The organism is Balneatrix alpica DSM 16621 (assembly GCF_000619885.1).
Taxonomy (GTDB): Bacteria; Pseudomonadota; Gammaproteobacteria; order Pseudomonadales; family Balneatricaceae; genus Balneatrix; species Balneatrix alpica.
Genome location: NZ_KK211041.1, coordinates 79,982 through 99,453, shown reverse-complemented (window position 1 = coordinate 99,453; position 19,472 = coordinate 79,982). Strand labels below are relative to the sequence as shown.

At 58.3% G+C, this 19,472-nt stretch carries 20 protein-coding genes; 12 read left to right on the top strand and 8 right to left on the bottom strand.

Annotation, left to right across the window (positions count from 1 at the left end; genetic code table 11):
* Positions 1–170 precede the first annotated feature (170 nt).
* From Q334_RS0115955 to Q334_RS0115935, 5 genes are all read left to right on the top strand, one after another.
* A complete protein-coding gene (locus Q334_RS0115955) occupies positions 171–1,904 on the top strand; it encodes a bifunctional protein-serine/threonine kinase/phosphatase (protein ID WP_027314082.1) in 1,734 nt (577 codons plus the stop codon).
* Between the two features lie 72 nt (positions 1,905–1,976).
* On the top strand, positions 1,977–3,002 hold the full coding sequence (add, locus tag Q334_RS0115950; protein ID WP_027314081.1) for an adenosine deaminase: 1,026 nt from the start codon (positions 1,977–1,979) through the stop codon (positions 3,000–3,002).
* Between the two features lie 10 nt (positions 3,003–3,012).
* Positions 3,013–4,677, top strand: a complete 1,665-nt coding sequence (gene ushA / locus Q334_RS0115945) for a bifunctional UDP-sugar hydrolase/5'-nucleotidase UshA (protein WP_027314080.1) — start codon at positions 3,013–3,015, stop codon at positions 4,675–4,677.
* A gap of 180 nt (positions 4,678–4,857) precedes the next feature.
* On the top strand, positions 4,858–5,721 hold the full coding sequence (locus Q334_RS20180) for a substrate-binding periplasmic protein (RefSeq protein WP_155889019.1): 864 nt from the start codon (positions 4,858–4,860) through the stop codon (positions 5,719–5,721).
* Between the two features lie 137 nt (positions 5,722–5,858).
* Positions 5,859–7,331: a NarK family nitrate/nitrite MFS transporter gene (locus Q334_RS0115935; protein ID WP_027314079.1), complete on the top strand. Its 1,473-nt coding sequence runs from the start codon at positions 5,859–5,861 to the stop codon at positions 7,329–7,331.
* A gap of 87 nt (positions 7,332–7,418) precedes the next feature.
* On the opposite strand, the gene Q334_RS0115930 is transcribed toward Q334_RS0115935, so the two are convergent.
* Positions 7,419–7,778, bottom strand: a complete 360-nt coding sequence (locus tag Q334_RS0115930; RefSeq protein ID WP_027314078.1) for a VOC family protein — start codon at positions 7,776–7,778, stop codon at positions 7,419–7,421.
* 127 nt (positions 7,779–7,905) lie between these two features.
* On the opposite strand from Q334_RS0115930, the gene Q334_RS0115925 reads away from it, so the two are divergent.
* Positions 7,906–8,346, top strand: coding sequence for a hypothetical protein (locus tag Q334_RS0115925; protein ID WP_027314077.1), 441 nt, complete (start codon positions 7,906–7,908; stop codon positions 8,344–8,346).
* On the opposite strand, the gene Q334_RS19520 is transcribed toward Q334_RS0115925, so the two are convergent.
* The 3 genes from Q334_RS19520 to Q334_RS19515 are packed head-to-tail and all read right to left on the bottom strand — an operon-like array spanning position 8,343 to position 10,982.
* Positions 8,343–9,059 (bottom strand): anaerobic ribonucleoside-triphosphate reductase activating protein, encoded by a 717-nt coding sequence (locus tag Q334_RS19520; RefSeq protein ID WP_035461851.1) that lies wholly within the window; start codon positions 9,057–9,059, stop codon positions 8,343–8,345. The two genes, Q334_RS0115925 and Q334_RS19520, sit on opposite strands and share 4 nt — an antisense overlap.
* A gap of 5 nt (positions 9,060–9,064) precedes the next feature.
* Positions 9,065–9,238, bottom strand: coding sequence for an anaerobic ribonucleoside-triphosphate reductase (gene nrdD, locus Q334_RS20355; RefSeq protein WP_081414490.1), 174 nt, complete (start codon positions 9,236–9,238; stop codon positions 9,065–9,067).
* Between the two features lie 25 nt (positions 9,239–9,263).
* Complete coding sequence (locus tag Q334_RS19515; RefSeq protein WP_035461850.1) at positions 9,264–10,982, bottom strand: ribonucleoside triphosphate reductase; 1,719 nt, start codon at positions 10,980–10,982, stop codon at positions 9,264–9,266.
* A 156-nt stretch (positions 10,983–11,138) separates the two neighbouring features.
* Between Q334_RS19515 and ubiT the strand changes: the two genes are divergently transcribed.
* Complete coding sequence (gene ubiT, locus Q334_RS19510) at positions 11,139–11,639, top strand: ubiquinone anaerobic biosynthesis accessory factor UbiT (protein ID WP_051527880.1); 501 nt, start codon at positions 11,139–11,141, stop codon at positions 11,637–11,639.
* Here ubiT and Q334_RS0115900 read toward each other — a convergent pair.
* The 4 genes from Q334_RS0115900 to ubiU form a co-directional block, all read right to left on the bottom strand.
* A complete protein-coding gene (locus Q334_RS0115900; protein ID WP_211249565.1) occupies positions 11,617–12,135 on the bottom strand; it encodes a GFA family protein in 519 nt (172 codons plus the stop codon). The two genes, ubiT and Q334_RS0115900, sit on opposite strands and share 23 nt — an antisense overlap.
* A 78-nt stretch (positions 12,136–12,213) precedes the next feature.
* Positions 12,214–12,423, bottom strand: coding sequence for a DUF1289 domain-containing protein (locus tag Q334_RS0115895; protein WP_027314075.1), 210 nt, complete (start codon positions 12,421–12,423; stop codon positions 12,214–12,216).
* A 91-nt stretch (positions 12,424–12,514) separates the two neighbouring features.
* Positions 12,515–13,417 carry a U32 family peptidase gene (locus Q334_RS0115890; protein ID WP_027314074.1) on the bottom strand — a complete coding sequence of 301 codons (903 nt, stop codon included), beginning with the start codon at positions 13,415–13,417 and terminating at the stop codon, positions 12,515–12,517.
* 9 nt (positions 13,418–13,426) lie between these two features.
* Complete coding sequence (gene ubiU, locus Q334_RS0115885) at positions 13,427–14,422, bottom strand: ubiquinone anaerobic biosynthesis protein UbiU (RefSeq protein WP_027314073.1); 996 nt, start codon at positions 14,420–14,422, stop codon at positions 13,427–13,429.
* A gap of 263 nt (positions 14,423–14,685) precedes the next feature.
* Between ubiU and rbsD the strand changes: the two genes are divergently transcribed.
* From rbsD to rbsK, 5 genes are read left to right on the top strand one after another with little or no spacing between them, the layout of a single operon-like run.
* A complete protein-coding gene (gene rbsD, locus Q334_RS0115880) occupies positions 14,686–15,099 on the top strand; it encodes a D-ribose pyranase (RefSeq protein WP_027314072.1) in 414 nt (137 codons plus the stop codon).
* On the top strand, positions 15,099–16,598 hold the full coding sequence (rbsA, locus tag Q334_RS0115875; protein WP_027314071.1) for a ribose ABC transporter ATP-binding protein RbsA: 1,500 nt from the start codon (positions 15,099–15,101) through the stop codon (positions 16,596–16,598). Before rbsD ends, rbsA begins: the two co-directional genes overlap by 1 nt.
* Positions 16,598–17,560 carry a ribose ABC transporter permease gene (rbsC, locus tag Q334_RS0115870; RefSeq protein ID WP_245593702.1) on the top strand — a complete coding sequence of 321 codons (963 nt, stop codon included), beginning with the start codon at positions 16,598–16,600 and terminating at the stop codon, positions 17,558–17,560. Before rbsA ends, rbsC begins: the two co-directional genes overlap by 1 nt.
* 4 nt (positions 17,561–17,564) lie before the next feature.
* Entirely contained in the window at positions 17,565–18,434 is an 870-nt protein-coding gene (gene rbsB / locus Q334_RS0115865; RefSeq protein WP_027314069.1) for a ribose ABC transporter substrate-binding protein RbsB, read from the top strand.
* 60 nt (positions 18,435–18,494) lie between these two features.
* Positions 18,495–19,445, top strand: coding sequence for a ribokinase (gene rbsK, locus Q334_RS0115860; RefSeq protein ID WP_027314068.1), 951 nt, complete (start codon positions 18,495–18,497; stop codon positions 19,443–19,445).
* Positions 19,446–19,472 lie beyond the last annotated feature (27 nt).

Genomic DNA, 19,472 nt, shown 5'->3' with positions numbered 1-19,472 from the left:
GAAATCAAATGATTAGAGGAAATCCAGAGCTACCCACAAAGGAGTAAAACCAGCCCCACGTCTCCCCCTGTCCCCTGCCTTGTGCCGCCAGGGGTTGATACATATCAACAGCAGACACGCCCCCAAGCCCTAGAGTGAACTCGCCCCCTTAGCACTTTCAAGGATGCCCCATGCACCTGCCTGCCGATCTCAAGCTCACCACGGCACAAATCAGCCTGACCGGGTTAAAAGCCCGCAATGAGGACTGCCTGAGCTTCTTTATGCCGGTGGGCAACCTGCTGATCACCAAGGGCGCCTGCGCCCTGATTGCCGATGGCGTCAGCACCGCAGAAGCGGGGGCCGAGGCGGCGGAATATGCGGTGCGTGAGTTTATTAATGATTACTTCGATACGCCGGATATCTGGACGGTCAAAAAATCCGCGCAAAAAGTTCTGACCGCCATTAACCGCACCCTCTATGGTCGCAGCCACAGTTACAGCGAACACCGGGGCCATATCTGCACCCTCAGCGTGCTGGTGCTGAAGTCACGCACCGCCCACATCTTCCATATTGGCGATAGCCGGGTGTACCTGATTCGGCGGGGCAAGCTGGAACTGCTCACCCAGGACCATCTGGTGCCGCTGTCCGCCTCCAACTCCTGCCTGAGCCGGGCCATGGGGATGGATACCCATCTCGATATCGACTACCGCGCCGTGCCGATGGAGGAGGGGGACCTGTTCCTGCTCAGCACCGATGGCATCCATGACTTTATTGAAGGCCACCAGCTGGTGGATACCTGCCTGCACAGCGCCAGCCTCGATCAGGCCTGCCAGAGCCTGACCGAACAAGCCCTGGCCAATGGCTCCGGCGATAACCTCAGTTGCCAGCTGGTGAAGGTCGATCACCTCGGCAGCGAAAGCCTGGATGACCTCACCCAGAAGCTGACCCGCCTGCCCTTTCCCCCGGCCTTACAGCCGGGCCTCAAGCTCGATGGCTATCGGGTGTTGGAGCAGCTGTATGCCAGTAATCGCAGCCAGCTTTACCGGGTCGAGGATGAACACAACGGCCAGCTGCTGGTGATGAAAACTCCCTCCCCCAACTTCGATGATGATCCGGCCTATATCGAGCGCTTCATCATGGAGGAATGGGTCGGCAGCCGTATCCAGAGCCCCCATGTGGTCAAGGTGGTCAATAGCAATCGCCCCAAGAGTTTCCTCTATTACCTGATGGAGCAGGTGCCCGGCGTGTCCCTTGAGCGCTGGATGACAGAGCACCCCAATCCGCGCCCCAGTGAAGCCATTCATCTGGTGCGTCAGATTGCCGAGGGGCTGAAGGCCTTCCACCAACGCGAGACCCTGCACCAGGATTTAAAACCGGGCAACATCATGGTGGGGCCAGAGCAGCAGGTTAAGATCGTCGACTTTGGCTCGGTCTATGTCGCCGGTATCGATGAAATCTTTGTGCCGCTGGAGCGGGACAAAATCCTCGGTACTGTCCATTACACCGACCCGGTACTGCGTCTGGGACAGCACTCCGGCATCAAGAGCGACCTGTTCTCCCTCGCCAGCATCACCTACGAGCTGTTCACCGGTCGCCTGCCCTATGGCAACCACCTAGAACACTGCGACAGTCCGCAACAGCTGCTGCGCCTGCGTTATGTGCCCTGCTATCGCTTTAATCCCATCCTGCCGGTGTGGTTTGACCGCACCCTGGAAAAGGCCCTGGCCCCCGACCCGGAACAACGTTATCCCAGTCTGGATGCCTTCCTCGAAGACCTGACCTACCCCAACCCGGCCTTCGTCAACGAGCGCGAAGAAGAGCAAAAATCCAGCCAGCCAGTGCTGCTGTGGCAGGTACTCTCCGCCGTGTGGTTAATCTCGCTGGTATTTGTGCTGCTGGTGTTTTGGCTCAACAGCGGGCACTGATGCCGTTAGACAAAGGTCGTAATTAGCAACTATTCTTGCCCCACCCAATTGGATAAGTTTTGTTGCGCCTTCATGATCGACCCACGTTTACCCCTGACTGACCTGCACCGTCATTTGGACGGCAATATCCGCCCACAAACCATTCTGGAGCTGGGCCAGCAATTTCGTCTGCCCTTACCTGCCAGTGATCTGGAGGGCCTGCGCCCTCATGTACAGGTGATCGACACCTGTCCGGATCTGGTCAGCTTTCTCAGCAAGCTCGATTGGGGGGTAAAAGTACTGGGGGACTATCAAGCCTGCCGCCGGGTCGCCTATGAAAATGTCGAGGATGCCTACCGCGCCGGGCTGGATTACGCCGAGCTGCGCTTTAGCCCCAGCTACATGGCCCAGACCCACCAGCTTGATCCCACCGCGGTGGTGGAAGCGGTGATTGATGGCGTGCGTGCCGGCTGCCGTGACTTTCCGGTGCAGATTCAACTGATTGGCATTATGAGCCGCACCTTTGGCCAACAGGCCTGCCAACGTGAGCTGGATGCCTGCCTGCACTTTGCCGATCAGTTAGTCGGCATGGACTTAGCCGGTGATGAACTGGGTTTTCCCGGTGAGCTGTTCCGTGAGCATTTTCGCCAGATCCGCGAGCATGGCCTGCAAATCAGTGTCCATGCCGGCGAAGCCGCTGGCCCAGAGAGTATCTGGCAAGCGATTAACGAGCTGGGCGCCAGCCGCATCGGTCACGGCGTTAATGCCATCCAGGATCCGGCATTGATGAGTTTTCTGGCGGAGCGGGGAATTGGCATCGAGTCCTGCCTGACCTCCAACGTGCAAACCAGCACCGTCGCCAGCCTAGCCCAGCACCCCCTCAAGACTTTTTTAGCACACGGCATTCTGGCCTGTATCAATACCGATGACCCAGCGGTTGAAGGCATCGATATCCAGCATGAATATCAGCAGGCCGCCCCCGCCGCCGGCCTCTCCCCCGAGCAAATCCGCCAGGCTCAGCGCAATGGCCTGACTCTGGCATGGATCAGTGAAGCTGAAAAGCAGGCTTTGCTGGCCAAGGCTCAAGCCCGTTCTGAGCCTTCTTCCCCCCAGCCATAAGGAGCGCAGCATGGATAGAAAGGATGTAACACTCAGCCGTCTCAGCCTGGCCATTGGCCTGGCACTGGTGGCCAGCAGCCCCAGCCAGCTACTGGCTTATGAGCAGGACAAAAGCTACCAACTGACCATCCTCCACACCAATGATCACCATGGCCGCTTCTGGCATAACGAACATGGCGAATACGGTATGGCCGCACGCAAGACCCTGATCGACCGTATCCGTCAGGAGGTGGAAGGCCAGGGTGGCTCCGTGCTGCTGCTGTCCGGTGGTGATATCAACACCGGGGTGCCGGAGTCAGACTTACAGGATGCCGAACCCGACTTTAAAGGCATGAACAAGATCGGCTATGACGCCATGGCCCTGGGTAACCACGAGTTTGATAACGCCCTGGAGGTGCTGTTCAAGCAAAAAGACTGGGCTGGATTCCCCTTCCTGTCCGCTAACATCTATGCCAAAGACAGTGGCCAGCGTCTGTTCGATCCCTACCATATTTTTGAGCGCCAGGGCCTGAAGATCGGCGTCCTTGGCCTCACCACCGAAGACACCGCCAAAATCGGCAATCCGGAGTTTCTGGCCAATATCGAATTCCGCAACCCCATTAACGAAGCCAGCCAGCTGGTGCCGGAGCTGCGCTCCCAGGTGGATGTGCTGATCGCCGCCACCCATATGGGCCATTATGAGGATGCCAAGCACGGCATCAACGCCCCGGGGGATGTCAGCCTGGCCCGTCAGGTCAAGGGGCTGGATATGATCATTGGCGGCCATTCCCAGGACCCGGTCTGTATGAGCGCCGAGAATCAGGTCAATGCAGCCTTCCAACCCGGTGATGCCTGTATGCCTGACAGCCAGAACGGCACCCTGATTATGCAGGCGCACGAATGGGGCAAATATGTGGGCCGCGCCGACTTTACCTTTAAAAACGGCGAACTCAGTCTGCAGAGCTACCAGCTGATCCCGGTCAACCTGACGAAGAAAGTCGAAGAAAACGGCGAGAAAAAGCGGGTGCTGATCAATGAGGAAATCCCCAAGGATGCCGAGCTGCAAGCCTTCCTGCAGCCCTATCAGGACAAGGGCCAGGAAGAACTGAGCGTCGTCGTCACCCAGTCCGATGGTCGCCTGGAGGGGGATCGCAAGGTGGTACGCTTCCAGCCCACTAACCTGGGTGAACTCATTGCGGTGGCCCAGATGCACGCCGCCCAGGCCGACATGGCGGTGGTGAACTCCGGTGGGGTACGTGACAGCATCGAAGCCGGACAAATCACCTATAAAGACCTGCTCAAGGTGCAGCCCTTTGGCAATATCGTCAGCTACGTCGAGTTAAGCGGCAAAGAGCTGAAGGAGTATCTCGCCGTGGTGGCCGGCATGCCGGTGGACTCTGGCGCCTTCGCCCAGTTTGGTGGTGCCCGCTTTAGCCTCAAAGATGGCCAAATCGACAATTTAGTGGTCAGTGGCCGGGGCGAAAAAACCGTGAAGGATGACGGCACCTATCGCTTGGCCCTCAACTCTTTTGTTGCCTCCGGCGGGGACAAGTATCCACAGCTGGATAATCACCCCAACTACGTCAATACCGGCCTGGTGGATGCGGCGGTATTCAAAAGCTATCTGGAGAAGCTCGGCAGCCTGAAAGTGGCCGACTATGAACCAGGGGACAAGGTGGTTCGCCACTCCCCCTAATGCTTGAAGTGAGCAACGGCCAGCTCCGGCTGGCTGTTGCCCCCTACTGGCGGCGCAGTTGTCACCCAGGCGTTTTGTAACCAAGCCGCTTTTTTGCTTGCCCTACTCGCTCACTGGGGTAAAGTGCGCGCTCTGGCCTGTATAGGCATTGGATTCCGCCTGACTCGTTTTGATCATGCTATGTCGCTGCGTTGTTACCCTGGGTTAGCCTTGCCCCCCATTTTGACCCTTTATACTGCCGTGCTGGGTCTACTGCTGCCCCTGCTGAGCTGGGCCAATCCCCATAACCTAGCACTGGAGATTTACACCCAAGAATTTCCACCGCTGCACTTTGCAGACTCCCAAGGCCAGCTGGAAGGCTGCCTGATTGAGCCGATCCAGACCTTAGTCCAGCGTGCCCAACAGCGTTATCCCTTTACCTCCCACCCCATCGCTATCGTGCCATTAAAGCGCGCCCTCTATCTGGCCCAAAGCCATGCCCATGTGCTGGCTTTTTCGATTGCTCGCACTCCAGAGCGGGAAGATGACTTCCACTGGATTGGCCCCCTGCTAACCAATCAGGTGGCGGCCTATCGCCTGGCCAGCCGTACGGATATTCAAGCCAGTGAGCTTGCACAACTCCTGGACAAGGGCCTGCGCATTGGTAGCCAAAGCCAGAGCAATATTGAGGAACACCTGCTTAGCCTTGGCTTTGGCAGCCAGCCGCACTACTCCACCATTGATAACGTCGATCGCAACAGCCGTAATATTGAACGGCTGCTGGCGGGCCATATCGATGTCCTGATTTTTCCAGAACTGTCCCTGCCGAGCCGGCTTTGTGAGTTAGGCATTGCTGCCGACACCCTGGAACGCATTGGCCCCATTCCTGCCTTATCCCAACCGCTGTGGCTGCTTGCCAGTCTCTCCACTCCGGCTGAGCTGGTGCAGGTGCTGCGTGATGAACTTAGCCGTCTTACCCAGGCACCTGAATTCATGCAGGACAAGCAACGACAACTGCAACAGTGGCAACAACAGCGTTGCCTCGCCCTTCCCCAACAAGATTAGAGGTACTCCTGACTACTCCTTAGGGAGTAGTAGCGGGGCATTGGATGTACTGACCCGCTACCTTTGACCTTGATCAACCTCTGTCCTGAGCAGGGGTCGACAATGGTGCCATCCCATTCATAACGATGGAGATCATCATGGGCACCAATGATTTCAAGCTGCTGTCATTCAGCGGCAAAATGAAGATCCTGCATTTGAGCTGGATCGCATTTTTTATCACCTTCTTCGTCTGGTTTAACTTTGCGCCGATGCTACAGGCGATGAAGGAGAGCTTGGGCTTAACCACTGCCGAAGTGAAAACCCTGCTGATCCTGAACGTGGCCCTGACCATCCCCGCCCGAGTCATCATCGGCATGCTGACGGATAAATATGGCCCCCGCCTGATTTACTCTGCCCTGCTGATCATCTGCTCCATTCCCTGCTTTATGTTTGCCCTGGCCGATAACTTTACCCAGGCCGCTATTGCGCGCTTCTTACTGGGCTTTATCGGTGCCGGTTTCGTCATTGGTATTCGTCTGGTATCAGAGTGGTTTCCCCACCATGAGCTGGGCACTGCCGAGGGCATCTATGGCGGTTGGGGTAACTTTGGCTCCGCTGCCGCGGCCTTTACCCTGCCCACCATTGCACTGATTTTTGGCGGTGAAGATGGCTGGCGCTGGGCGATTGGCCTGACAGGTGCCATCAGCCTGGTGTACGGCTTTATCTTTTATGCCACTGCGGCTAACACCCCCAAAGGCTCTACCTACTTCCGCCCCAAAAACCTGGGAGCGATGGAAGTCACCTCCACTGGCGATTTCTACCTGCTGCTGCTGATGAAGGTTCCCATGTATGCCGCCCTGGCCCTGCTGGCCTGGAAACTTTCCCCCGCCGGGGTGAAGATGCTGGACGAGTCCGTGGTCAATGCCATTTACCTTGGCCTGATCGCCCTCTATCTGCTGGAGGTCTACAAAGTCTGGCAGGTCAACAAAAACGTGTTCAAAGAGCCGGTGCCGGAAATTCACCGCTACCGCTTCAAGCAGGTTGCCGTACTCAACATCCTCTACTTCACTAACTTTGGTTCCGAGCTGGCGGTAGTGTCCATGCTGCCGCTGTTCTTCGCAGAAACCTTTAGCCTCGACCCTGTGCTGGCGGGCCTGGTAGCCGGTGCCTATGCCTTTATGAACCTGATGTCTCGCCCCGCCGGTGGCTGGATTTCCGACAAATTCGGGCGTAAGTCCACCCTGTTGATTCTGACTGCCGGTTTAGCGGTGGGTTACTGGATGATGGGTCTGGTAAATGGCAGCTGGCCGCTGTGGCTGGCGGTCACTGTCGCCATGGCCTGCTCGTTCTTCGTCCAGTCTGGTGAGGGTGCAGTCTTTGCCGTGGTGCCACTGATCAAGCGTCGTATGACTGGTCAGATCGCCGGTATGACCGGTGCCTACGGTAACGTCGGGGCGGTGACCTTCCTCACCGTGCTATCACTGGTGGATTACAGCACCTTCTTCTACGTGATTGCCGGTACCGCTGTGCTTGGCTTTATCACTCTGTTCTTTATGGAAGAACCCCGTGGCCAGATTGCCGAAATTCGTGAGGATGGTTCCGTCGAACTAATCGACGTGTCCAAAGCCTAATCAGCCACTTTGCCCTGTTGTCATCCGCAACCCCCGTGTTCACACGGGGGTTTGCCATTGCTGCTCAAGCTGTCTTTGCACCTGAGCTTACTGATCCGACCAGACCGCAAACTCATTACCGCTAGGCTCCAAAAAATGAAAACGGCGCCCACCGGGAAAACTGAAAATCGCTTTGCAAATCTCCCCACCTGCAGCTGCCACCTTAGCTTGGGTGGCCTCCAGGTTGGCCGAATAAAACACCAGCAAGGCAGCACCCTGCTCACTGCGACTGGCCAGGGGCGCTCGATAAAAACCACCCTCTAAACCGGCACTGGCAACGGAAAAGGCCGCATAGTCCGGGCCATAGTCGCTAAACTGCCAGGCAAACACCGTGCTAAAAAACGCCTTGGTCTGCTCAAGCTTGGCGGCGGCCAGTTCCACATAATTCAGTTTTTCATGTTGATTCATAAGCGCTCCTCCCGATTGCCCTTTAACCCTAGTCGTCTCTCTCACTAATGCAAAGCGCAGGCGAGGCTTGCTTGCCCCTATGTAAGCTTCTACCCTTGCCCCACTACTTACTGACAGGGATGCCATGATGCGCTCTTTTTTGCCCACCCGTTCTCCTCGTCTGCTGGCCACCACGGCCCTGGCCTCATTGCTGGCCCTGCCTGCTCTGGCTAATGATAGTGCCTACCCCAGCCAAGCCGAGTTCTATGCCAATGCAGCCAACCAGCGCCAGCTGGAACTGGCGCAAAGCAATGGCGCCTTAGCCCAAAGCCGTGAGCAAATGGTGGCAATCTGTGTGGAGGATATTAAAAGCGGCAAGAGCAGTGCCCAACAGTGTGACTGCCTCAAGCAGGAATTGACTAAGGTAGAGGACGCCGAGCTGTTCTATGCCAGCCTGCGCGCTTATGAGTTGTTTATGCGCCGTGCCGAGGCCAAGCAGCAGAGTGAAGCGGCCTATGAAGCGCTAAAAGCGGAGCACGACCAGCTCCCCTCCTTGGATAAAACCCTACAGCAACGCTGCCCACTTTAACCATTACGCCAGCTGAACTGAGTAAAGAGAGTACGCAGATAAGCCATCAGCTCCACCCGCTGTTGTGGAGTGGGGCCCGGCAAGGCCTGATAGCCTGAGGTACTGCGTACATCCTGCCAAACATAGTTCGCTACCCCCGCCTGACTCAGTTGCTCCGCCAGCGCCAGCCAACGGGCCAGGGGCAAACGCCCCCAGGCCACGCTGGTGCGCACCTCATAGGCCAAGCCCTGGTCGGCGGCCTCCAAGACCTGCTGCAAAGCGTGCTGATTGGCCAGATACATCCGTGGCCGGCCGCTAATCAGCTGGTAATACTCCGCTGGCGCTTTGACATCCAGACCAATCCAATCCAATAGCGGTAACACCTGTTGCAGACGCTTGGGGTGGGTGCCCGCCGTATGCAGGCCAAGTTTATAACCCAGGCTTTTGATAGTGGCCAGCGCATCCGCTAAGCCCGGCTGCTGCAGTGGCTCGCCGCCACTAATCACCACCGCCTCCAACAAGTCCTGGCGCTGACGCAGAAACTGCCATAGTTCGGCCCAGTCAAGCTGCCCTGGGCCGCTTTCCAGCAAATGCGGGTTGTGGCAATACACACAGCGTAAGGGGCAACCCTGGGTGTAGAGCACAGCGGCCAGATGCTCAGGAAAGTCCAGCGTGGTGAGCGGTGTGATACCGCTCACCGCCAGCAAAGGCCAGGACTGGTTCGTTTGCTGCATAGGCATCACTTAGGCAGGGCAGGCGCTTCACTGAAGTGGCGACGCTGACGATGCTCCGCCTGCTTGCCAGCGTTAAATTGCGATACCGGGCGGTGATAACCCATGACCCGGGTCCAGACCTCACAGGGTTGGCGCTCTTCATTGCTGAGCAGTTGGGGTACCTTGCTAATTGCATTCATGCTTTTTCTCCTTAGGGTAAATCACTCAAGCACAGCAGGCGGCCTGCTTACGGGCCAGAATTTCCTCATCACAGCGGGGGCAGTACTCATGCTCGCCACTGAGATAACCGTGGGTGGGGCAAATGGAAAAGGTCGGGGTAATGGTTAAATAGGGCAGGCGGAAACGCTCCAATGCCGTACGTACCAGTTGTTTACAGGCACGGCTGCTGGACAGGCGCTCGCGCATATACAGATGCAATACGGTGCCGCCGGTGTAACGGCGTTGCAGCTCATCCTGCAATAACAACGCCTCGAAGGGGTCATCGGTAAAGCCCACCGGCAACTGGGTGGAGTTGGTGTAATAGGGCGCCTGCTCGGTACCGGCCTGCACAATGCCGGGATAACGCTTGTGATCCTCCCGGGCAAAACGGTAGGTGGTGCCCTCCGCCGGGGTAGCCTCCAGATTGTAGAGGTGACCGGTCTCGGCCTGAAACGCCTGCAGACGGGCACGGATATGATCGAGCAGGGCAATCGCCTCCTGCCGCCCCTGGGGATGAGCCATATCAATGGGGCTGCCACTGCGATCGGCATAGAAGTTCTGCAGCATCTCGTTGACGCCGTTAATCCCCAGGGTGGAAAAGTGATTACGCAGAGTGCCGAGGTAACGCTTGGTATAGGGGAACAAGCCCTGATCCATCAGCTCCTGCACCGTTTGCCGCTTCAGTTCCAGGCAGGTTTTGCCCAACTCCAGCAGCTCATCCAGGCGCTGGTATAGCCCCTGCCAATCCCCCTGGTAGAGGTAACCCAGGCGCGCACAGTTAATGGTCACCACGCCAATGGAACCGGTCTGCTCCGCCGAGCCAAACAGGCCATTACCGCGTTTGAGCAGCTCCCGTACATCCAGCTGCAAACGGCAGCACATGGAGCGCACCATATGGGGCTGCAGGTCCGAGTTGAGGAAGTTTTGAAAATAGGGCAGCCCGTACTTGCCGGTCAGCTCAAACAGCAGCTCGGCATTGGCACTGTCCCAATTGAAATCCGGGGTGATGTTGTAAGTGGGAATCGGGAAGGTAAACACCCGTCCCCGCGCATCCCCGGCCTGCATCACCTCCAGATAGGCACGGTTGAGCATGTCCATCTCCGCCTGCAACTCACCATAGCAGAAGGGCATTTCCTCCCCGCCGATTAACGGCACCTGCTCACGCAGATCCTCCGGACAGACCCAGTCAAAAGTCAGGTTGGTAAAGGGCGTTTGCGTACCCCAGCGGGAGGGAACATTGAGGTTATAAATCAACTCCTGCATGCACTGGCGCACCTGGGGATAACTGAGCCGGTCTTTGCGTACATAGGGCGCCAGATAGGTATCGAAGGAGCTAAAGGCCTGGGCACCGGCCCATTCGTTTTGCAGGGTGCCAAGAAAATTGACGATCTGCCCCACCGCACTAGAGAGGTGTTTGGGTGGTGCACTTTCGGCCCTGCCGGCTAGACCGTTAAAACCTTCATGCAACAGAGTGCGCAGTGACCAACCGGCACAGTAGCCGGACAGCATATCCAGATCATGGATGTGGATATCCCCGTCACGGTGAGCCTGCCCCACCGCCTGGGGATAAATCTGATCCAGCCAGTAGTTCGCCACCAGCTTGCCTGCCACATTTAATATCATGCCACCGAGGGAATAGCCCTGGTTGGCATTGGCCTGTACCCGCCAGTCACTACGGTGTAAATACTCCTCCAGGGTAGACTTCACATCAATGCTGGCTGCCATGGCTTCCTCACTACATATAGTTAATTTTTAAAAATTAATAACTAGATATTGTGCCAAAGCCTATTCCCTCCCCTACTCTCTCAGCCTTGATCTGGGTCAAGTTGCCGGCCCTCTGCTCTCACTAGCATTAACCCTCCAGCAGCCAAGGAGCCCGTCATGTTCAAAGCCCTTTTCCGCTCCAGTTTGAATAACCTGATTCGCCAGGGCGACCGCCTCACCCCCTTCCCGTGCAAACGCTTAATCGTTGAAAAAGCCCTGCGCCATACCCTGCAGCAGGCACTGGAATATGGTGACCTGGACTTTATGCAGGGCCGTTATCTGGGCATTGCCGTTGAGGAAATAGAGCTGCGCCTGGTGCTCAGCCTGGTCAATAGCAGCAAAGGCAGCAGGCTCTGCCTGTGCCTGCGCGAAGAGGCGGATGCCTGGATCAAGGGCTCACCAGTGGCCTTTATTAAGATGGTGACCCGTCAGGAAGACCCGGACACCCTGTTCTTCCAGCGTAAGCTGGTGATCGAAGGGGATACCGAGTTGGGTCTGGCGGTCAAAAATATGCTCGATAGCCTGGACACCCCCGCCTGGCCTGCGCCGGTGCAGCAGGGGTTAGCCCTGGGTGAGCGCCTGTATAGCGAGGGCCTCAGCCCTTCAGTTGTGCCTTAATCCGCTCGAAACGCGCTAAGCTCGCCGCGGACCAGATTTTGGAACGCTGGTAATACTCCTCCATCGCTAGCACACCCTGCGGCAGTGGCAGCCAGGGCAGCTTGGTGGAGGTATAAATATGCACATCCGGTGGCAGCCGCTCGGGCTGCTCCAGGGTGCCCACCCGCACGAAACTGATCAGCACACCCGCGCCACCATAGTGGCTCCACAACACCACTTTACAGCTTGGACAACGCAGTACCTGTTGGCCCTTACCCGAGGCACTGGGCAGGGTGTGCAGCTCCGGCTTGCCCGCCAGCAGCTTGACCTCATCACTCTCGATCATCGCATTCAGCGCAAAGGCGCTGCCGCTTTCACGCTGGCACCAGCTGCAATGGCAGGCATGTACCACTAAGGGATGGGCGAGTAACTGATAGCGCACTTCACCACAGCTACAGCGACCCAAAAGCGGGGAAAGGGAAGAAGAACCCGTAGCATTCATCTCTGCCGTGCTCATAACTACTCCTGCAGATTGATTGACCCTAAGGAGTGTAGTCAAAGCCTGCACAGACAGCGTATTGGCCTTTAGCGGCAGTTAGTCAGCCTGGGGCGGCAGGCCAGGAAAACGCTGGCGCCGATCACGTTGACGCTGTTGGCAACGTTGCAGCACTGCCCGGTGCTCTTCCTCGCTCATCTGACTCCAATGGACAATTTCATCCAGGCTGCGACCACAGCCCAGGCAGATATCCTGCTCATCCAGACAGCAGTTACGAACACAGGGGGAGAGGGTACGGGCAGTTGACACTTCGACCTCGGCAGCGACACATAAAAGGGGCTTTTGCTTAGCCCCTTTAGTCTACTCCCGCCTGCGGTACGGTGAAATCACGGCAACCCCATCAGGCCGAATCCACCCACTCCAAGCCAGGTTTGCCATACCAATAACCATTGCAGAAGCTGGCTTGCAACAGGGGTATCTGTTGGCTGCTTTGCCCCTCCAGTGCCGCGGCAAAGCGCTGGATGACCGCCTCCATCCCCGCCAGTTGCGGGCTCAGACGCAGGGCATTAATCCCCAGCTGCTGCAAATCGGCCACTTCCTCCACCAGGTTATAGAGATCACCGGACAGAGTCTGGATGCCATTGAGGGTAAAGACCTCCTTGCCCTCCTGACTGCGCACCATCAGTCCATCGGGATAGTTCAAGCAGCACAGCTGGCAATTATCCTTGGGCAAGTCCAGATGACGGGCGGCAAAACAGCGGGCGGAATAGGCCAACGGCAGCTTGCCATAGGCAAATACCTCGACCTCCAACTGCTGGCGCAAGCCCTCCTCCTGCAACTGACGCAACAGCGCATGCAGGGTAACCCGGCCCAGCTCCACCGGCATCACCCAGCGCTGCATACCCTGCGCCATTAACAGCTTGAGGGTTTCCAGGTTGTAGACGTTAATCGCCGGCCCCACCACAAAGGGCAGCTTGTGTTCACTCAGCAGCTGGATCGCCGCCACATCATTGGCTTCCACCACAAAGTCGCTATTGGCGCAGATACGCTTGAGCATCTTCAACTCGGACTCCGCCTCCAGCAGGGTCAGGGTCGAGAGCACCACCCGCTTGCCCTGCTCGGCCAGCTGTTGGCCCACCTCAATCCAGTCCGGCAGGCGCATTTCCCGCCGTTTCGAGCATACCGTTTCCCCCAGGTAGATCGTCTCCACGGGCTGGCTGGCCATGCGTTGGTAAAAATCCCGTACTTCCTGCTGGGTCCAAAAAAACAGAATCGGCCCCAGGGCCAAGTGTGTGCCTTGCATCGCCTTCTCCTATTGCCAGGAACGGTGGTACGCACCCAGGGTGGTTTGCGAACCTTCCGACAGCTCACCCAGGGTTTGCTGCCACTCGCTATGGGGGCGAAAACCCTGGGGGTTGGCCGCGGCCTGATCCAGCGCCGCACGCCAAACTCGCGCCACCTGAGCCACATAGGCCGGGCTGCGTTGCCGCCCTTCGATTTTTACTGCGGCGATGCCCAGCGCCTGCAACTGCGGAATCAAATCCAGGGTATTAAGACTGGTGGGCTCTTCGATGGCATGGTAGCGCTTGCCATTAACCTCGAAGCGCCCCTTACAAAGAGTGGGATAACCGGCCTTTTCCCCTGGCCCATAGCGGTCAATCAGCACGCCATTAAGGCGTGACTCCAACCCCTGCGGGGTTTCCTGCCAACGCACCGCCTTGGCTGGCGAACAGGCGCCACAGGTATTGGGGGACTCATCGGTCAGGTAAGAGGACAGATAACAGCGTCCCTCCGCCATAATGCACAGACTGCCAAAGGCAAATACCTCCAGCTCCACCGGGCTAGCCGCTGCCAGCTGGGCCACCTGCGCCAAGGACAGCACCCGTGGCAACACCGCCCGGCGGATACCAAAGTGCTCATGGTAGAACTTCAGCGCCGCCTGGTTAGTGGCTGAGCCCTGCACGGACAGGTGCAGATTAAGCTTGGGGTGGCGTTTGGCCACATAACTTAGTACCCCCATGTCGGCGGCGATCAAGGCATCCACCCCCAGGTCGGCGGCGCGATCGGCCGCTGCCGTCCACTGCTGCCAGCCACTGGGCTGAGGATAGGTATTGAGGGCACAAAACACCCGCGTCCCTTTACGGTGGGCATAGTCGATGCCTTCACGGGCGCGGCGCTCATCAAAGTTGAGTCCAGCAAAATGGCGGGCATTGGTGGCATCTTTAAAACCGAAGTAGACCGCATCAGCCCCTTCATCCACCGCGCTTTTCATCGCAGGTAAGCTACCTGCGGGACAGACCAGCTCCATCAGCCGCTCCTTACCACGGGTTGAAACCCCGCCACGCTAGCAGCTCCCTTCCCCTCCCCCTTTGATATGTATCAAGCGTGGGGGCGAGCTACCCCATCAGGGGCAACCCTGGCGGCTGGGTGTACCCCCTGTCCGGCCAAGACGCTTAAGCCAACTAAAGTTCAGCTAAAACACCATCGAAACGTTTGCGCAAACGTTTTTCTTGCACTATAAATGGGCAAAATAATGATAAGCAGGGCCGTCCTGCCCCCTAAGGGAACAGCATGCGACTAGCAAAACTTCTTAACGCCCCCCTGACCCAGGTATTAAGTCGGTTGGGGCATACCGATGAAATCACCCTGGCGGATGCCGGCTTACCCATTGCCCATGAGCATCAGCGCCTGGACTTAGCCCTCTGTCGTGGCGTACCGGATTTGCTGACCACGCTGGACCTGGTACTGGGTGAAGTGGCGATTGAAAGCGTGATCCTGGCCGAAGAGATTCGCCAGATCAGCCCCGCCTTCTACCAGCAATTGCTGCTGCGACTGAGCGAGCGGCAATTACCTGTGCACTTTGTTAGCCACGCCGAGTTCAAACAGCGTAGCCAGCACAGCAAAGCAGTAGTACGCACCGGCGAGTGCACCCCCTACGCCAACATCATTCTGTGCACCGGTGTTGCCTTTGCGGAGCAGGCCTGATGCAGCCGCTCCTGCAACTCAGCGCCATTGATAAGGCCTTTGCCGGGGTACAGGCGCTGCGCCAGGCCGAGCTAAGGGTCTACCCCGGTGAGGTGATGGCTTTGATGGGGGAAAACGGGGCCGGTAAATCGACCCTGATGAAGATCCTGACCGGCATCTACCAGGCCGATGGCGGCCGCCTCGAATACCAGGGCCAGGCCCGCTGGTTTCAAGGCCCGCGTGACTCGCAACAGGCCGGCATCAGCATTATTCACCAGGAGCTGAACCTGCATGCCGAACTCAGCATCGGCGAGAACATCTTCCTGGGCCGCGAACCCCAGCGCTTTGGCTGTATCGACTGGCGCCGTCTGTATCAGCACGCCGCCGAGCTGTTACAACGTCTGGGGCTGAACCTCGACCCACGCCAACGCCTTGGTGACCTGAGCCTGGGTGCCCAGCAAATGGTGGAAATAGCCAAAGCCCTGGCCTTCGAGTCACGGGTGATCATCATGGATGAACCCACCGATGCCCTCACCGATACCGAGGCCGCGCAACTGTTTCGGGTGATCAATGAGCTCAAAGCCGAAGGGCGTGGCATTGTCTATATCTCCCACCGCTTACCGGAAGTCTTTGCCCTAAGTGACCGCATCAGCGTGCTGCGGGATGGCCAGTTTATCCGTGAAGCGGCCACCGCCGAGTGGAGCGAGGACAGTCTGATTGAGGCCATGGTGGGCCGCTCCCTGGATGACTACTACCCCTATCAAAGCGCCACCCTGGGGGAGCAGGTACTGACGCTGGATAACCTGCATGGCCAGGGCGTCAAAGGGGTCAGCCTGAGCCTGCACGCCGGTGAAGTGGTGGGCTTAAGCGGTCTGATTGGCGCCGGCCGCACCGAGTTAATGAAGCTGATCTATGCCGCCAGCCCGGTGCGTCAGGGCCAAATCCACCTGTTGGGTCAAGCGGTGCAGTGGCGTAGCCCCGCCGAGGCCCTGGCTGCCGGGGTGGTCTACATCAGCGAGGATCGCAAGGGCGAAGGTCTGGTGCTGGGCTTATCGGTATTGCACAACATCAGCCTCAGCGCCTTGCCGCGCTTCTGCCATGTCTCAGGTTTACTCCAGCATCGCCAGGAACAACAACAGGCCCGCGAACTGGTGCAACAGCTGCGGATTAAAACCCCCAGCCTGGAGCAACCGCTTATCAACCTGTCCGGTGGCAACCAGCAAAAGGTGGCGATTGCCAAAGCCCTGCTCTGCCAACCCCGGGTGCTGATTCTGGATGAGCCGACCCGTGGCATCGATGTCGGCGCCCGCAAAGAAATCTATCAGCTAATCAATCAGCTCAAGCAACAGGGCCTGGCCATTTTGTTGGTGTCCTCCGATATGCCCGAAGTGCTAGGGCTGAGCGACCGCATTCTGGTGATGCATGAGGGGCGTCTGGCCGGACAATTCAGCCGCGCCGAAGCCACCCAGGAAAACCTGTTGGCCGCCGCCGTTGGCCAAGCTGTCAGTGAGTCAAAATGATGAATATGTCACGAACTGCCATGCTGTCCTGGTTACAGCAACAAAAATCCCTGCTCTGCCTGCTGTTGCTGATTGGGGTGGTATCGGCGCTGACGCCGAACTTTTTCAGTGTCGATAACCTGATGAATATCCTGCGCCAGACCTCCATCAACGCCATTATCGCGGTGGGGATGACCCTGGTAATTCTTACCGCCGGCATTGACTTGAGCGTCGGCTCCATTCTGGCCCTCTGCGGCGCCCTGGCCGCCAGCATGGTGGCCCTGGAACTGCCCTTATTGGTCACCCTCTGTCTGACCCTGGCTGCCGGCCTGGCGCTGGGGGCGATCAGCGGCATCATTATCGCCAAGGGCCATGTGCAGGCCTTTATCGCCACCCTGGTGAGCATGACCATGGTGCGCGGCCTGACTTTGGTGTACACCGAAGGCCGCCCGATTTCGATTGGTTTTTCCGATGCCGGGGATGCCTTTAGCTGGCTCGGTAATGGTTACCTGTTGGGTATCCCCGTCCCCGTCTGGCTGATGTTTGCCGTCTTTGCCCTGGGCTGGCTGGTGCTGCACCACACCCGCTTTGGCCGTTACGTCTATGCCCTGGGTGGCAACGAGGCCGCTACCCGCCTGTCAGGTATCCGGGTCGATCGCATCAAGATTGCCGTCTATGCCCTGTGCGGCATGCTCGCGGCCCTGGCTGGCATTATCGTCACCGCTCGCCTGTCCTCCGCCCAGCCTACCGCAGGGATGGGCTATGAACTGGATGCCATTGCCGCCGTGGTACTTGGCGGCACCAGTCTGGCGGGTGGTAAAGGCCGCATTGTCGGCACCCTGATTGGCGCGCTGATTATCGGTTTTCTCAATAACGCCCTGAATTTGCTCGATGTCTCATCTTATTTCCAGATGATCGCCAAGGCTGGAGTCATCCTGCTGGCGGTACTGGTGGATAAGCAACACAACAACAATAGAGGTTAAATCCATGAAAAAGCTGACTGCCCTGCTGACGACCACCGTACTGGCAACCGCCATCCAAGCCCAGGCCGACACCCTGGCCCTGGTGGTCTCGACCCTCAACAACCCCTTCTTCGTCAGCATGAAAGAAGGCGCCGATGAAGCCGCCAAGGCCCTTGGCCATGAACTGATCGTGCTCGACTCCCAGAATGATCCGGGGAAAGAACTGGCCAACGTCGAAGACCTGACCATCCGCAAAGTGTCCGCCATTCTGATCAACCCCACCGATTCCGATGCGGTGGCCAATGCAGTGCAACTGGCTAACAAGGCCAAGATTCCAGTCTTGACCCTCGACCGGGGTGCCAACGGTGGCGAAGTGGTGAGCCATATCGCCTCTGACAACGTGGCCGGCGGCAAGCTGGCCGGTGACTTTATTGCCAACAAACTCGGTGCCAATGCCAAGGTGATTCAGCTCGAAGGCATCGCCGGTACCTCCGCCGCCCGTGACCGTGGGGAAGGTTTTGCCCAGGCAGTCAGCGCCCATGGCTTTAGCGTGCTGGCCAGCCAGCCTGCTGATTTTGACCGCAGCAAAGGCCTCAACGTGATGGAAAACCTGATCACCGCCCATAGCGATGTGCAGGCGGTCTTTGCCCAGAACGACGAGATGGCACTGGGTGCCATTCGCGCCTTGGAAGCCGCTGGCAAACAGCCGCTGGTAGTGGGCTTTGACGGCACCGATGACGGTGTGCAGGCGGTGAAGCGCGGCAAACTGGCCGCCACCATTGCCCAGAAGCCGGCTGAAATTGGCGCCACTGGCGTGCAGACCGCCGACAAAGTCCTCAAGGGTGAGAGCGTTGCGGCTTATATCCCGGTTGAGCTGATGGTGGTCAGCGAGTAATCCTGACCGCGCCCAGGGACGGGCGCTCCCTGCTTACTTTTGCCAATCTAAGGAATCACCATGACCGATGCCTGCTTAACCGTACTGGGCAGCATTAATCTGGACCATGTTATCCGCCTGCCGCGCTTCCCCGCGCCGGGGGAAACCCTCAGCGGTGAAGACTACCTGCAGGTGCCGGGTGGTAAGGGTGCCAACCAGGCCATTGCCGCCGTGCGCATGCGCCAGGGCCAACTGCCCGTCAACTTTATCGCCTGTCTGGGACAGGAAGCGGCAGGCCAGGCGCTGCTCGACTATTTTCGCGCTGAAGGCCTAAACACCGATGGCATCAGCAGCGTCAGCCAGGCCACCGGCGTGGCACTCATTTACGTTAATCAGCAGGGGGAAAACTGTATTGCCCTGCACCCCGGTGCTAACCAAAGCCTTACTGCGGAGCGGGTACGCCAGCAGCAGGCTCGCCTGCTCGCCAGCCAGCTGCTGCTGATGCAGTTGGAAAGCCCGATAGAGGCACTGATTGAAGCGGCCCGCATAGTCAAAAGCGCAGGCGGCAAGGTGATGCTCAACCCCGCCCCAGCGCCTGCAGGGGCACTTGATCCAGCGCTGCTGGCACTGGTCGATATCCTCACCCCTAACCAACACGAGGCCAGCCAGTTGACCGGCATTGCGGTCACGGATGCTGCCAGCGCCGCCGAAGCCGCGGCCCACCTGCATCAGGCCGGGGTGGAGCAGGTGATCATTACCCTCGGCAGTCAGGGTCTCTATGCCAGCTCCCGGGACACCAGCCAGGGCCAGCATTACCCTGCCTTTGTGGTGGAGCCACTGGACACCACAGCCGCTGGCGACACCTTTAATGGTGCCCTGGCCATCGCCCTGGTGGAGGGCAACAGCCTGCCCGAGGCCCTGCCCCTGGCCCAGGCTGCGGCGGCTATCAGTGTCACCCGCGCCGGTGCCCAGACTTCCATTCCGCGCCGCGCTGAAGTAGAAAGACAGGCCCAGGCCCATGCTTGGTGGTAAATCTTGCCGCTGAATATTCCATTGGTG

Coding starts and splice junctions, on each gene's coding strand:
- Q334_RS0115955 (WP_027314082.1), top strand. CDS start 171: ATGCACCTGCCTGCCGATCTCAAGCTCACCACGGCACAAATCAGCCTG.
- add (WP_027314081.1), top strand. CDS start 1,977: ATGATCGACCCACGTTTACCCCTGACTGACCTGCACCGTCATTTGGAC.
- ushA (WP_027314080.1), top strand. CDS start 3,013: ATGGATAGAAAGGATGTAACACTCAGCCGTCTCAGCCTGGCCATTGGC.
- Q334_RS20180 (WP_155889019.1), top strand. CDS start 4,858: ATGTCGCTGCGTTGTTACCCTGGGTTAGCCTTGCCCCCCATTTTGACC.
- Q334_RS0115935 (WP_027314079.1), top strand. CDS start 5,859: ATGGGCACCAATGATTTCAAGCTGCTGTCATTCAGCGGCAAAATGAAG.
- Q334_RS0115930 (WP_027314078.1), bottom strand. CDS start 7,778: ATGAATCAACATGAAAAACTGAATTATGTGGAACTGGCCGCCGCCAAG.
- Q334_RS0115925 (WP_027314077.1), top strand. CDS start 7,906: ATGCGCTCTTTTTTGCCCACCCGTTCTCCTCGTCTGCTGGCCACCACG.
- Q334_RS19520 (WP_035461851.1), bottom strand. CDS start 9,059: ATGCAGCAAACGAACCAGTCCTGGCCTTTGCTGGCGGTGAGCGGTATC.
- nrdD (WP_081414490.1), bottom strand. CDS start 9,238: ATGAATGCAATTAGCAAGGTACCCCAACTGCTCAGCAATGAAGAGCGC.
- Q334_RS19515 (WP_035461850.1), bottom strand. CDS start 10,982: ATGGCAGCCAGCATTGATGTGAAGTCTACCCTGGAGGAGTATTTACAC.
- ubiT (WP_051527880.1), top strand. CDS start 11,139: ATGTTCAAAGCCCTTTTCCGCTCCAGTTTGAATAACCTGATTCGCCAG.
- Q334_RS0115900 (WP_211249565.1), bottom strand. CDS start 12,135: ATGAGCACGGCAGAGATGAATGCTACGGGTTCTTCTTCCCTTTCCCCG.
- Q334_RS0115890 (WP_027314074.1), bottom strand. CDS start 13,417: ATGCAAGGCACACACTTGGCCCTGGGGCCGATTCTGTTTTTTTGGACC.
- ubiU (WP_027314073.1), bottom strand. CDS start 14,422: ATGGAGCTGGTCTGTCCCGCAGGTAGCTTACCTGCGATGAAAAGCGCG.
- rbsD (WP_027314072.1), top strand. CDS start 14,686: ATGCGACTAGCAAAACTTCTTAACGCCCCCCTGACCCAGGTATTAAGT.
- rbsA (WP_027314071.1), top strand. CDS start 15,099: ATGCAGCCGCTCCTGCAACTCAGCGCCATTGATAAGGCCTTTGCCGGG.
- rbsC (WP_245593702.1), top strand. CDS start 16,598: ATGAATATGTCACGAACTGCCATGCTGTCCTGGTTACAGCAACAAAAA.
- rbsB (WP_027314069.1), top strand. CDS start 17,565: ATGAAAAAGCTGACTGCCCTGCTGACGACCACCGTACTGGCAACCGCC.
- rbsK (WP_027314068.1), top strand. CDS start 18,495: ATGACCGATGCCTGCTTAACCGTACTGGGCAGCATTAATCTGGACCAT.